Source organism: Litoreibacter sp., assembly GCF_039974535.1.
Taxonomy (GTDB): Bacteria; Pseudomonadota; Alphaproteobacteria; order Rhodobacterales; family Rhodobacteraceae; genus Litoreibacter.
The window spans coordinates 221,848-235,259 of record NZ_JBDWIU010000012.1; the positions used below are offsets into that span (position 1 = coordinate 221,848).

The window sequence follows — 13,412 nt, forward strand, 5'->3', positions numbered from 1 at the left end:
GACGGAGGCCCTTGCGATGTTTGAAGTTTTTGAAGGTAGTTTTACCCAACAAGAGCCTATTCCAGACGAAGGGATTGCCGCCGCGATGGCTGTTTTGCAGCACGGGCGTCTGCACCGCTATAACGTGGCTGAAGGGGAGCTGGGGGAGACCGCGCTTCTTGAGCAAGAATTTGCAAGCTATACGGGGGCAAAATACGCGTTAGCGGTGGCGTCGGGCGGTTATGCGATAGGATGTGCGCTGCGTGCGGTGGGGGTGAAGGCCGGCGATACGGTTCTGACCAACGGCTTTACTCTGGCTCCTGTGCCGGGTGCGATTGCTTCCCTTGGGGCGGAGCCGTTGTATGTCGAGACATCCGAAAATTTGAGCATCGATCTGGATGATCTGGAGGCACAGATCGAGGCTTCGGCCTCAAAGTACCTGCTGTTGTCACATATGCGCGGGCATTTGTGCGACATGGACCGCCTAATGGCGATGTGCAACGCAGCGGGGGTCTTGGTGGTTGAAGATTGCGCCCACACGATGGGGGCGGATTGGCAGGGCACGCCTTCGGGACGCCACGGGGCTATCGGGTGCTACTCCAGCCAAACTTATAAGCATATCAACTCTGGCGAAGGTGGGTTCTTGGTCTCGGATGACCCTGACTTGATGGCGCGGGCGATCATGTTGTCTGGCTCTTATATGCTTTTCGAGCGGCACTTGGCATCGCCGCCTGCCGAGGCGTTTGAGCAAGTGAAATACGACACTCCAAATATTTCGGGTCGTATGGACAACCTGCGAGCGGCCATTTTACGCCCGCAGCTTGCAAAACTGCCCCAGCAGGTTGAGGCGTGGAATACGCTCTACCTTGCGCTTGAAGCCGGGCTTCGAAATGCGCCCGGTTTGCAAATTATTGAACGCGACCCGCGCGGTGGGTTTGTGGGGTCATCGATCCAATTTCGGCTCCCCGAGGCGTCCGCTGGAGAAATTGAAGAGTTTGCGTCTCGATGCACCGCACGAGGCGTGGAGCTTAAGTGGTTCGGCGTGCCAGAGCCCGTAGCCTTCACGTCTCGCTACGACAGTTGGCGATACGCGCGGCCGCAGGTTTTGTCGCGGACGGATGAAATCCTCTCCGGCCTGTTGGATATGCGCCTCCCGCTGACATTCACGGTCGAGGATTGCGATCTCATTGCGCGCATTATTCAAAGCGAAGCCCGCGCGCTGAAAGGCCGAGCGGCCTTGGCGGGCCAATGACGGAAACCTAGTGTCTGGGTGATCGGGCAGATTTGCTGGCGGCGGTGTGAACACACCCTTGGGCTGCGCTGACGACACCGTGATTGGTTTGGCAGCCATATGGGCCATTCGGTACACGCGGTTGTGCTCCTCGACGATGCGTTTGAGGTCCCCAGGGGAATAGGTATGCGCTTCTGACAGGCCCAAGGCCTGAGCGCACAGCTTGGAGCAAAAGTACCGATTTTTGATATGGCGCCGTAAGTTAATGAACTGGCTCATTAACAATCCCCAGTAGTCATAGCCGCGGCCCATGTGCAGTTTGGCGCGTTCTAATGTGTCATGGGGGGCCCAAGGCACTTGAACAAATTCATACGCCCCTTCGCGGAAATACAGGTCGCGCTCACATACGCCACCGTTTTTTCCTTGCGCCGTGACGCAGCTATGGGTTTCTCCGGTTTTTGGTGGTCGGGAACTTACTAACAATTCAACATGCGAAAACTCAGAGCGGGTAACCCATTTTACAAGCGTATCGCTAAACGGCCGACCCTCTCCCCTATAGAAGGCTAGATAGATCATTTTTTGACTCAGTGTATCGGAACAGACATTGTGTTGAAAATGAGACGCAACCCCCACAGGTGCAAGGTAAATGCTGTTTTGGCAATGACTTAGGCGGTTTTTGCCGTTTTCGAGGTAGGGTATTCCTTACCTTTTTTCGGGCGGCGGAAAATATTTTTGAGATGGTGACGATTAACTGCGCCAGTCGTGTTTGAGGGAGGCGTCTGATTCTAAATCGCTCATGCGGCGCAAATGGCGCGCTGGTATTGACCGGCGAAAATCCTCAGACTAGTATTTGAACACGTGTTCAATAAGTGGGATCGCTGACATGTTTAACGCCTCGATGAATTTTGATTTGGGTGACGATGTAAATGCCCTGCGCGAGATGGTGCACCGCTGGGCGCAAGACCGCGTGAAGCCCTTGGCCGCCGAGATCGACGCGACCAATGAATTCCCCGCCCACTTGTGGCGCGAGATGGGGGAGTTGGGTCTGCACGGAATTACGGTACCTGACGAAGAGGGCGGATCGGGCATGAGCTACCTCGCCCATGTCATAGCGGTGGAAGAGATCGCGCGCGCATCGGCCTCGGTGTCGCTCTCCTACGGGGCGCATTCCAACCTTTGCATCAACCAAATCAAATTGAACGGCACGACCGAGCAAAAGGCGCAATTCCTGCCTGACCTGATCTCTGGCCAAAACGTCGGCGCCTTGGCTATGTCAGAGGCAGGGGCGGGGTCCGACGTGGTGTCTATGTCTTTGCGGGCCCAAAAGCGCAACGACCACTACCGCCTGTCGGGCAACAAGTATTGGATCACCAACGGGCCGGACGCCTCCACCTTGGTGGTTTATGCGAAGACCGACCCTGACGCAGGCCCCAAGGGGATCACGGCGTTCATCATCGAGAAGTCTATGAAGGGCTTCAGCACCTCTGCGCATTTCGACAAGCTGGGCATGCGCGGCTCCAACACCGCCGAGTTGATATTTGACGACGTGGAAGTCCCGTTCGAGAATGTCTTGGGCGAGGAGGGGCGCGGCGTGCGCGTCCTGATGTCGGGCCTTGATTATGAACGCGTGGTTTTGGCAGGCATCGGCACTGGCATCATGGCCGCGTGCTTGGACGAGGTCATGCCCTATATGGCGGAGCGCAAGCAGTTCGGCCAACCCATCGGCTCGTTCCAGCTGATGCAAGGCAAGATCGCCGATATGTATACGGCGATGAACTCTGCGCGCGCTTATGTTTACGAGGCGGGGCGTGCTTGCGACCGCGGCACAATTACCCGCCAAGACGCGGCGGCGTGCTGCTTGTATTCGTCCGAGCAAGCCATGGTCCAAGCGCACCAAGCCGTGCAAGCGATGGGTGGGGCAGGCTTCCTTGCCGACGCTCCCGTGGCGCGACTTTTCCGCGACGCCAAACTGATGGAGATCGGTGCGGGCACATCCGAGATCAGGCGCATGCTGGTGGGCCGCGAGATGATGGGGGCGATGGGGTGAGTGTGAAGCTCCTTTGGGATGTTATAGCGACGGGAGTATTGATCCCCTGGACGGCTGCCGCTGAGAAATCAGTTTTTGGCGGGTCCGAAGCCGTACCCAAGGCCATATCCTGTATCTTGCGTGAGAACACATCGTTTTTGCAAACTTTGCGCGAAATGAAGGCGCGGTTCTAATGGAGGGAATTTACGTGTGGGATATGGAAAAGGATTTACTATGAAGTACTTGCCGCTAGTTGCCGTCCTTATAGGCACGCCAGTCGTAGCCGACACCACCATCGCGCAGGATAAAGTGCTCGTGCTGGCTTGTTTGGAAAACATGGAGCAGGGCAGCACGACTTGGCCTCAATGCGTGGAGCTGATGTTTCAGCCTTGCGTGTCTCATGAGGTCGGAACGGATGCCCATGTCACCTGCCTTGGGGGTATGCGAGAGGAATGGTCCGGCACGGTTCAAACCCTGCAAACACATGTGATTGAGGCAGTCACCTCGGGGGGCGCGTTTGAGTTGCTCGACCTGATGGGGCAATGGACCGGCTATGTCGCGCAAAAGTGCCAAGAGGTGGCGAGCACGAAACCCACTGGGGCGGAAAGTGCGCGCTTGGGGTGCGAGGTCAGCGAATTTGCAGGGTTGTCTAGCGAATTTGCTGCCTGCTTAGACGGGCGATCTGCCGCTGGGTACTGCGAGTTTAAGGAGCAGTGATGCGATATCACACATGCGTATTAAGCTCTATTCTGTTTGCAGCGTTGGCAGGAGCACCAGTTCTCGCCGAGGATGTGATGTTAAGCTCACTGGGACAAACGATGGAATCTTGTATCGAGAATTCTTCGGGAGACCTCGAGCAATGCATAGGCGAAGGTGCCAAGACTTGCCGTGAGGGGCTACCACACAAATCAAATGCCGCGATGACCGATTGTATCATTGATGAGTTTACGTTTTGGGAAAGGCAGCTCGCCATCGGGCAGGCGTCCCAGATTGTACGGGCGGAAAAGTTCGAAGTAGATCGCGCGGTAATTGGTGCGCCATCCGTCGACCTTATTGATATGACGCGAGATGCGCTCAATGCGTGGCGCAGACATAGAGACACATCTTGCGATGTTGAACTCGCATATTGGGTTGGTGGTTCAGGTGGCGAATCTGTGGTCGCGCAATGCAAGCTAGAGACGACGGCAGAGCAGGCCATTAGGCTTAACTTTGGCGATGGCTGGGGGGGCAAGCAATGAGGTTAACCTCCGACATATCCGCAAGCTCCGAGGCGTTCCGCACCAATGAGGCGGCGAACCTAGAGGCGTTGCGAGTCGTTCAAGACGCGGCCCAAGCGGCGGCGCTGGGCGGGGGCGAAGGTTCGCGGGAACGCCACTTAAAACGTGGCAAAATGCTGCCGCGGGACCGTGTGGCGAACTTGCTTGATGCGGGCTCTCCGTTTCTGGAGGTCGGGGCCACGGCGGCACATGGTTTGTACGGTGGTGCTGCCCCATGTGCGGGCGTGATTGCGGGCATTGGCTTGGTCGGGGGGAGACAGGTCATGGTGGTGTGCAACGACGCCACCGTGAAGGGCGGCACCTATTACCCGATGACCGTAAAGAAGCACCTGCGCGCACAAGAGATCGCTGAGGAAAACCACCTGCCTTGCGTCTACCTTGTGGACAGCGGCGGGGCGAACTTGCCCAACCAAGACGAGGTCTTCCCTGACCGCGACCACTTCGGGCGCATCTTCTACAATCAGGCGCGGATGTCGGCCAAGGGCATCGCGCAGATCGCGGTGGTGATGGGGTCGTGTACCGCGGGCGGCGCATATGTGCCTGCCATGTCCGACGTGACGATCATAGTGAAGGAACAAGGCACCATCTTCCTCGCAGGCCCCCCCTTGGTGAAGGCCGCGACGGGAGAGGTCGTCAGCGCCGAAGACTTAGGCGGCGGCGATGTGCACACGCGCTTGTCCGGCGTGGCGGATTACTTGGCCGAAGACGACGCCCACGCCTTGGCCTTGGCGCGTCAGGCGGTTGGAAATTTGGGCGGCGAGGTGGATGGCGCGTCCGCCACATATGACGCGCCGCTTTATGACCCGTCCGAGCTGCTGGGCGTCGTGCCTGCGTCCCTGACCACGCCTTACGACATCCGCGAGGTGATTGCCCGCGTCGTTGATGGCTCTCGCTTTGACGAGTTCAAGAAACGTTACGGCGAGACCTTGGTGACCGGCTTTGCCCATATCTGCGGCATGCAGGTGGGGATCATTGCCAACAACGGGGTGCTGTTCTCCGAGGCGGCCCAAAAGGGCGCGCATTTTGTGGAGCTCTGCTCTCAGCGGCGCATCCCCTTGGTGTTCTTGCAAAACATCACCGGCTTTATGGTCGGCCAGCAATATGAGAACGAAGGCATCGCGCGCCACGGGGCCAAGATGGTGACGGCGGTGGCCACAACATCGGTGCCCAAGGTGACGATGGTGGTGGGCGGCTCTTTCGGGGCTGGGAACTACGGCATGTCGGGGCGGGCCTATCAGCCGCGCTTTATGTGGTCGTGGCCCAATAGTCGGATATCGGTCATGGGTGGCCCGCAGGCGGCGGGGGTTCTGGCCACTGTGAAACGCGACGGGATTGAGCGCAAGGGCGGCACTTGGTCGGCGGAAGAGGAAGCCGCCTTCAAGCAACCCACGATTGATATGTTCGAGGAGCAGTCGCATCCGCTCTATGCCTCCGCGCGGTTGTGGGATGACGGTATCGTTGATCCCCGAAAGGCCCGCGACGTGTTGGCCCTGTCCCTGCGCGCGGCCCTGAATGCCCCAATAGAGGAGACACGCTTTGGCGTGTTTAGGATGTGATGGCAGGATTAATGGAAATCGTTCGTGGGGATATCACGACAATGGATGTCGATTGCGTCGTAAATGCCGCAAACCGTTCGTTGCTAGGTGGAGGTGGCGTCGATGGTGCGATACATCGTGCAGCAGGACCAAAGCTACTCGAAGAATGCAAATTGCTAAAGGGCTGCGCGACTGGCGAGGCTAAGTTAACAAATGGGCACGGACTCTTAGCAACGCATATCGTACATACGGTTGGCCCAATATGGCGGGGTGGGGGTTCTGGCGAAGAAGACCTTCTGGCGGATTGCTACAAGAAATCCATCGCCTTGGCTGAAGGTGCTGGATGTACAAGCATTGCGTTCCCAACGATTTCCACGGGGGCCTACTGTTACCCACATGACTTGGCAGCAGATGTAGCCGTTCGCGAGGCGCAGTTGTCCCCGATCAGATGCCTTCTCGTTTCATTAGATGCCCGCACTGAACGTCACCTCAATAATGCTATGAAGAGATTTAAACGCGATGTTTTCTAAAGGCCATATAGCCAATCGCGGCGAGAATGCTTGCTGGATCATCGACCCTCGCAAAGTCGGCAACGTGTTGGCCCTGTCCCTGCGTGCGGCCCTGAATGCCCCGATAGAAGAGACACGCTTTGGCGTGTTTAGGATGTAGTTGAATGCCCGGACGCGACAGATATTTCATTGGCGAAACCTACGGCGGGTCGGCGGCACACCGAACGTCGGATAAAACAATCGAGTGGGAATGGGTCCACGTCGGGCGAACTTGGGCATTGTCACATCCATTGGCACGGATGCGTGGCGGGATGCTTATTATGCTAAGCTTCATCTCTATTTGCGGCGCGTTTTGGACCTATCTTGCCTTGACGCTTGGCAGCCTTGAGGTTTTGCCGATGGTTTTTGTGAGCTATCTCACCCTCGTGGCGCTGCTCCGAAAATGGGCCGCGGCTTGGGTCTTGGTCTGGCTGACTTTGCTCAGTACGTTTCCTGTTTCAATTCCGTTTATAATTTACTGGGCAGACGGAGTTCGCCCGAACCTGATCTACAGACACAGGTTTGGGCGACTTGTGCACCCTAGGGAGGCACCTGATAATGTTCTCTAAAATCCTCATAGCCAACCGTGGCGAGATTGCTTGCCGGATCATCGACACCTGCCGCCGCCTAGGGGTCGGCACCGTCGCCGTGCACTCCGATGTGGACGCAAAAGCCCGCCATGTGGCGATGGCCGATGAAGCCATATCCTTGGGCGGCGCTACACCCGCTGAAAGCTACCTGCGCGGGGATGCGATCATCGCGGCGGCCAAGGCATCTGGTGCGCAAGCCATTCATCCGGGCTACGGCTTCTTGTCCGAAAATCCCGACTTTGTGGAGGCCGTGGAGGCCGCTGGCTTGGCCTTCATCGGCCCCTCCGCCCACGCCATTCGCGCCATGGGGTTGAAGGACGCGGCCAAGGTGCTGATGCTCAAAGCGGGCGTCCCCGTGGTGCCGGGCTATCATGATGCGGCACAAGACAAGCTCGCCGCCGAGGCCGACAAAATCGGCTACCCCGTTTTGATCAAAGCGGTGGCAGGCGGGGGCGGCAAGGGGATGCGCCGCGTGGACCGCTCGGCCGACTTCGCACAGGAGTTGGAGGCTTCCCAAACCGAGGCGCAAAAAGCCTTTGGCAACGCGGCGGTGTTGATCGAGAAATACGTCTCCACCCCGCGCCACATTGAGGTGCAGGTCTTTGGCGACGGCACACAAGCGGTGCACCTGTTTGAGCGGGACTGCTCTTTGCAGCGCCGCCACCAAAAGGTGATCGAGGAAGCGCCAGCCCCTGGCATGACGCCCGAGATGCGCGAGGCCATGGGACAAGCCGCAGTTCGCGCCGCACAGGCCGTGGGCTATGCGGGGGCAGGCACGGTGGAGTTCATCGTGGATGCCTCCGACGGGCTGAGTACGGATCGGTTCTATTTCATGGAGATGAACACTCGCTTGCAGGTGGAGCACCCTGTGACCGAGGCCGTCACTGGCGTTGATCTGGTTGAATGGCAACTGCGCGTGGCCTCGGGTGAAGGCTTGCCCCTGCGCCAAGATGAGTTGTCGATCACGGGTCATTCCTTCGAGGCGCGGATATATGCAGAGGACGTGCCTGCGGGTTTCTTGCCCGCGACGGGGGTGCTGCATCATCTGCAGTTCGCCTCAGGTGCGCGGATCGATACGGGCGTGCGCGAAGGTGGCGAGATCAGCCCGCATTATGACCCGATGATCGCCAAGCTGACGGTGCATGGGGCGGATCGCGCCTCGGCGCTGGGGCAATTAACTCGTGCGCTCAAAGCCACGCAAATCGGCGGGACAGTCACCAACATCGGCTTCCTTGCGGCGCTGTCTGAGCATGGCGGTTTTAGCGCGGGCGAAGTGGACACCGGATTGATCGAACGCGACTTGGAGGCGTTGACGGCAGCGCCCGCGCCCTGCACGAAGTCGCAAAGCTTGGCGGCAATCGCGGCTTTGGGACTTCACCAAGGGCAGCCTGATTTTGCCGGTATGTCGCTTTGGGGCGGGGGGGCGCAATCGGCGCAGTTTGCTTTTGACGCGTTGCAAACCGCGCGGGTGGAAACCTTATCCCACAGCCGTTTCAAGGTGACCATCGACGAGACCACGCATGAGGTCGCACATCTCGGAGGCGCTTGGTCCATCGATGGGGCGAAAACCAGCGCCCAGATTTGGTGCGACGGCGAAGTCGGGGCCGTGTTTTGGGGCGATACCTACGCCTTCACGGTGCCAGACCCGCTGGCCAGAGATGAGGGCCAAGGGGCAGGGGACGGGGTCACCCGCGCCCCAATGCCCGGATTGGTGCGGGTTGTGGACGTGGAGGCAGGCGCACAAGTGAAAGCGGGCGACAGGTTGCTGGTGCTGGAGGCCATGAAGATGGAGCACGCCCTGCGCGCGGCGGCTGACGGCACCGTGCTTGAGGTCATGGCCAGTGCTGGGGATCAGGTCACGGCGGGCGTGGCTTTGGTGCGGATGGAGGTCGCTGATGACTGACATCACACTTCACCACGCGCATCAAACCCGTTCCATGCGCAGTTTGTGGCTGCTTCATGAGCTAAGGGTGCCGTTCAAGACAGTGGTGCATGCGTTCGGTAAAAACCTGCGCTCGGCGGAGTATCTGGCGCTTAACCCCTCGGGCCGTGTGCCTGCCTTGGAAATCGACGGCGAAACCTTGTTCGAGACGGGGGCGATCACGCAGTACCTCTGCGAACGGTTCCCTGAGGCCAACATGGGCCGCGCTGCAGGCGATCCTGAACGGGCAAGCTGGCTTGTCTGGGTGCATTTCGCCGAAACCATCACCCAGCATTGCGCCGCTCTAACCCAACAGCATGTTGCCCTATACGAGGACCACATGCGCAGCCCCATCGTGATGAAACTGGAGGCCGCGCGGATCGGCAAATGCTACGCCGCATTGGAGGAGCGCCTGCAAGGGCGGGACTACCTATTAGATAGCGGATTTTCGGCGACGGATGTGTCTTGCGGCTACTCGGTTTATTCTGGGCAGCATTTCACCAAAATTGACGGCTACCCGCTGCTTGAGGCGTGGTATCAACGGGTCACGGCACGGCCCGCATTTCAGGCGTCTTTGCCCCCTGTTGGGGAGCGCCTGTATCCGCAGGACTTCTTCGAGATCCCCTCATGACGAAGCAGGTCGAGATATTCGAAGTCGGCCCGCGGGATGGTTTGCAAAATGAGGCCGCAAAGATCGCCACAGCGGATAAGATCGCCTTAGTTGATCTGCTGTCTACGGCTGGATTCAAGCGCATCGAGGTCGCCAGCTTTGTGTCCCCAAAATGGGTGCCGCAAATGGCCGACAGTGCGCAGGTCTTGGCTGGGATTGCCCGCAGGGATGGCGTGTCCTACGCGGCCCTGACCCCGAATATGCGCGGGCTTGAGGGTGCTATTAGCGCGAAGGCGGATGAGGTGGCGGTGTTTGCCAGCGCGTCCGAAGGGTTCTCCAAGGCGAATGTGAACGCCTCGATTGAGGAAAGCATCGCGCGGTTTGTCCCGATTATGGATGCGGCCCCCATGCGGGTGCGCGGGTATGTGTCCTGCGTGGCCGAATGCCCCTATGACGGGCCAACTGATCCAGCGCAGGTGGCGCGGGTGGTGGCGCAGATGTTTGAGCTGGGCTGTTATGAGGTTTCACTGGGGGACACCATCGGTCGGGCTACACCGGATCAAATTGGAGCCATGCTGCACGCAGTTCTAGAGGTTGCACCTGCGGATAAGCTCGCGGGGCATTTCCACGATACTTCGGGGCGGGCCTTGTTGAACATTGATGTGGCGCTGTCGCATGGGGTTCGGGTGTTTGACGCGGCTGTCGGTGGGTTGGGCGGTTGCCCCTATGCGCCCGGTGCGGCAGGGAATGTCGCGACGGAGGCCGTGCTAAGGCATGTTGAAGCCAAAGGGTTTGCCACAGGGATCGACGCGGATATCGTGGCTGAGGCAGCGGCTTTGGCCCAAAGCATGCGAGGGTAATTGACGTGATTAAACCGCTTTCAATTGCTGAGCGCCTCATGGGGATGAATGACACGGTATGGGCGCGCCATGCGAACCCTTGGTCTGTGTGGAGCCGATTTAGCATCTTGCCGCTTTTCGTGCTCGCGGTGTGGTCACGCCTTTGGATCGGGTGGTGGGCCTTGGCTCTGGTCGCTTTGGTGTGTGCGTGGACGTGGCTCAACCCGCGCGTTTTTCCGGCCCCAAAACGATTGGGCACATGGGCCAGCAAAGTCGTGCTTGGGGAGCAGTTGTATTTGACCCGTAAAGGCGAGGTGGATGCCCACCACATACGCGCAACATTTTGGCTGGGGCTAATGACGGTTCCTGCAGCACTTGTGATGGCGTGGGGGCTTTGGGCATTTTGGTGGGAATGGGCCGTGTTTGGAATGATGTTGGTGATGATATCGAAGACTTGGTTTTGTGACCGGATGGTTTGGATTTACGAGGACTTAACTCCTCAGGAAGAGGCATGATGTTTGAAACCCTGCTGCTAGAGATCGACCCGCGTGGCGTGGCCACGGTGACTTTGAACCGCCCCGATAAGCGCAATGCGATGTCGGGCGAAATGATCGCTGATCTGGCGGCCTGCGCGGCACAGCTCGCAGCGGACGGTGACGTGCGTGCGGTGGTGTTGCGCGGTGCGGGCGCTATGTTTTGCGCGGGCGGTGATCTCAATTGGATGCGGGCGCAGATCGACGCGGATGGCGAGACGCGTGCCCATGAAGCGGGTAAACTGGCGGCGATGCTGGGCGCATGGAACGCCATGCCCAAGCCGGTGATTGGTCGCATCGAAGGGGCTGCCTTTGGCGGTGGCGTGGGCTTGGCTTGCGTGTGCGATGTGGCAATTGCGACGACGGACGCAAAGTTCGGCCTGACCGAAACCAAACTGGGCCTGATCCCCGCCACCATCGGCCCCTACGTGATTGCGCGCATGGGAGAGGGCAACGCACGCCGTGTGTTCATGTCTAGTCGCGTGTTCGATGCGGCCGAAGCCCAAGCCCTTGGAATTATAGCAAGCCTATCAGACGACTTGGATGCCGCCATTGAGGCGGAAATAACCCCCTACTTGTCTTGTGCACCGGGGGCCGTGGCGGAGGCCAAAGCGCTGGCGCTTCATTTGGGGGGCGCACCTGCACAGGCAGAGGTTGCGCACTCCATTCAGGCATTGGTGACACGATGGGAGAGTGATGAAAGTGCCCAAGGTATCGCGGCTTTCTTTAACAAGCAGAAAGCGCCATGGAATAAGTAACGGTTGGGTTGTTTAAGGCGAAATACGACGTCAGCGAAGATATGCAGGAATGGAACCGCGACAGCTTTGACTGGGCGCAATCAAATGGCATCCTGACCCCGAGCACATGCGCTGGCGGGATTTATCGTCCGGCAGGGAGGAGTGGTGGTCAGGGCGAACCTTCCGCCACGTGCTGGCAGCCAAGTGATGCGGGCGCTGAAATAGCTGCACCAGTAGCCGTTGGACAAGGGGCGAATTTTTCACGGAGATTTTCACGGGGAAATGTGATGAATTGACCCGTTCCTTGACGGGGCCGCATCGGTTACAGTGCTGCAAAATAACCCCACAAGAGGGAGCAGTCCATGTTCACACGTCGTCATTTTATAGCCCTTACCGGTGCCTCCGCCATGCAAGCCTGTAGTGCGGGTGGTGGCACAGCCCCAGTTGCCAAGGCTGCGGTCTCTTCCATGCGTCCGGTCCCCAATGCCGCCTTTGACCGCTGGATTGAAAGCTTCCGGTCACGGGCCTCGTCTAGCGGGATTTCTGACGCCACCTTGCGCGCGGGTCTGCGCGGGGTCGGCTTCTTGCCGGATGTGATCGACCGCGATCGCAATCAGACGGAGTTCAAACGCAGCTTTGAGGACTATCTGGCGATCGTCGCCTCCGAGGAAAAGATCGCCGCTGGCCGTATTGCTTTTGCGCGGGAGCGGTCGCGACTGAACGCGATTGAGGCCAAATACGGCGTGCCTGCAAATGTGGTTGCAGCCATTTGGGGCGTAGAGAGCAACTTCGGCACCCGTCGTGGCGATATACCAGTGGTTTCTGCCACGGCTACGCTTGCGTTCGAAGGGCGGCGGGGCGCGTTCTTTGAGAAGCAGCTGATTGCCGCGTTGAAGATTTTGCAAACAGGCGACACCACGCCGGATCGCTTGGTCGGGTCTTGGGCGGGGGCTATGGGGCACACGCAATTTATCCCGACATCTTACCAGTTGTTTGCGGTGGACTTCACCGGCGATGGGCGTCGCGACATCTGGGCAGAGGATCCATCTGATGCTTTGGCGTCGACAGCCGCGTATTTGGCACGCTCCGGCTGGCAACGTTCGCAGCCTTGGGGGCGCGAAGTGACCAGTGGCGGGTTGCAACCCGACCCAGGTGGTCCACGGTTCTCGGTGGGGCAGAACTTTAAGGCGATCAAGCGATATAACAATTCCGACAACTATGCGCTTGGTGTCGGGCATTTGTCGGACCGTTTGGCAGGAGGTGGCCCACTTAAGACACCGTTCGGGCCGGATAAATACGGGCTGACGATCAGGGACCGCAAGCGCCTGCAAGAGCGTCTGACGGTCAACGGGTTTGACACCGGTGGCGCTGACGGTGTGTTGGGGCCTAAGTCCAAGGCGGCTATTACTGAATTCCAACGCAGCATTGGGTTAGAGCCCACGGGCAACCCGTCGCCTGAGCTGCTGCGCCGCTTGGGGTAGGGCGCGACTCGGTTTTCGAGCGGTCGGCGTTGTGAGGGGGTAAACTGTGAAATCCTAGTAAAATAGTAAGATTTATGTGGTCAAAAAATGGGAGTTTTCGATCAA

At 58.8% G+C, this 13,412-nt stretch carries 14 protein-coding genes; all 14 read left to right on the forward strand.

Annotated elements, in window-relative coordinates; all coding sequences use genetic code 11:
• Positions 1-16: 16 nt before the first annotated feature.
• A complete protein-coding gene (locus tag ABJN86_RS14035) occupies positions 17-1,231 on the forward strand; it encodes an aminotransferase class I/II-fold pyridoxal phosphate-dependent enzyme (RefSeq protein ID WP_348363417.1) in 1,215 nt (404 codons plus the stop codon).
• 862 nt (positions 1,232-2,093) lie between these two features.
• Positions 2,094-3,257: an acyl-CoA dehydrogenase family protein gene (locus tag ABJN86_RS14040; RefSeq protein ID WP_348363415.1), complete on the forward strand. Its 1,164-nt coding sequence runs from the start codon at positions 2,094-2,096 to the stop codon at positions 3,255-3,257.
• A gap of 213 nt (positions 3,258-3,470) precedes the next feature.
• On the forward strand, positions 3,471-3,953 hold the full coding sequence (locus ABJN86_RS14045; protein WP_348363414.1) for a hypothetical protein: 483 nt from the start codon (positions 3,471-3,473) through the stop codon (positions 3,951-3,953).
• Positions 3,953-4,474 carry a lysozyme inhibitor LprI family protein gene (locus tag ABJN86_RS14050; protein ID WP_348363413.1) on the forward strand — a complete coding sequence of 174 codons (522 nt, stop codon included), beginning with the start codon at positions 3,953-3,955 and terminating at the stop codon, positions 4,472-4,474. Before ABJN86_RS14045 ends, ABJN86_RS14050 begins: the two co-directional genes overlap by 1 nt.
• On the forward strand, positions 4,471-6,069 hold the full coding sequence (locus tag ABJN86_RS14055) for a carboxyl transferase domain-containing protein (RefSeq protein WP_348363412.1): 1,599 nt from the start codon (positions 4,471-4,473) through the stop codon (positions 6,067-6,069). Before ABJN86_RS14050 ends, ABJN86_RS14055 begins: the two co-directional genes overlap by 4 nt.
• An 11-nt stretch (positions 6,070-6,080) precedes the next feature.
• Positions 6,081-6,578 (forward strand): macro domain-containing protein, encoded by a 498-nt coding sequence (locus ABJN86_RS14060; RefSeq protein WP_348363410.1) that lies wholly within the window; start codon positions 6,081-6,083, stop codon positions 6,576-6,578.
• Positions 6,568-6,717 carry a hypothetical protein gene (locus ABJN86_RS14065; protein WP_348363408.1) on the forward strand — a complete coding sequence of 50 codons (150 nt, stop codon included), beginning with the start codon at positions 6,568-6,570 and terminating at the stop codon, positions 6,715-6,717. Before ABJN86_RS14060 ends, ABJN86_RS14065 begins: the two co-directional genes overlap by 11 nt.
• A 4-nt stretch (positions 6,718-6,721) precedes the next feature.
• Complete coding sequence (locus ABJN86_RS14070; protein WP_348363406.1) at positions 6,722-7,165, forward strand: hypothetical protein; 444 nt, start codon at positions 6,722-6,724, stop codon at positions 7,163-7,165.
• Positions 7,155-9,089, forward strand: a complete 1,935-nt coding sequence (locus tag ABJN86_RS14075; RefSeq protein WP_348363405.1) for a biotin carboxylase N-terminal domain-containing protein — start codon at positions 7,155-7,157, stop codon at positions 9,087-9,089. The genes ABJN86_RS14070 and ABJN86_RS14075 overlap by 11 nt, the downstream gene beginning before the upstream one ends.
• Positions 9,082-9,738: a glutathione S-transferase family protein gene (locus tag ABJN86_RS14080; protein WP_348363403.1), complete on the forward strand. Its 657-nt coding sequence runs from the start codon at positions 9,082-9,084 to the stop codon at positions 9,736-9,738. The genes ABJN86_RS14075 and ABJN86_RS14080 overlap by 8 nt, the downstream gene beginning before the upstream one ends.
• Positions 9,735-10,577 carry a hydroxymethylglutaryl-CoA lyase gene (locus ABJN86_RS14085; RefSeq protein ID WP_348363401.1) on the forward strand — a complete coding sequence of 281 codons (843 nt, stop codon included), beginning with the start codon at positions 9,735-9,737 and terminating at the stop codon, positions 10,575-10,577. Before ABJN86_RS14080 ends, ABJN86_RS14085 begins: the two co-directional genes overlap by 4 nt.
• 5 nt (positions 10,578-10,582) lie before the next feature.
• Positions 10,583-11,071 (forward strand): DUF6653 family protein, encoded by a 489-nt coding sequence (locus tag ABJN86_RS14090; RefSeq protein ID WP_348363400.1) that lies wholly within the window; start codon positions 10,583-10,585, stop codon positions 11,069-11,071.
• Complete coding sequence (locus ABJN86_RS14095) at positions 11,071-11,847, forward strand: crotonase/enoyl-CoA hydratase family protein (protein WP_348363780.1); 777 nt, start codon at positions 11,071-11,073, stop codon at positions 11,845-11,847. The genes ABJN86_RS14090 and ABJN86_RS14095 overlap by 1 nt, the downstream gene beginning before the upstream one ends.
• A 386-nt stretch (positions 11,848-12,233) precedes the next feature.
• Positions 12,234-13,307 (forward strand): lytic murein transglycosylase, encoded by a 1,074-nt coding sequence (locus tag ABJN86_RS14100; RefSeq protein ID WP_348363778.1) that lies wholly within the window; start codon positions 12,234-12,236, stop codon positions 13,305-13,307.
• Positions 13,308-13,412: the final 105 nt, after the last annotated feature.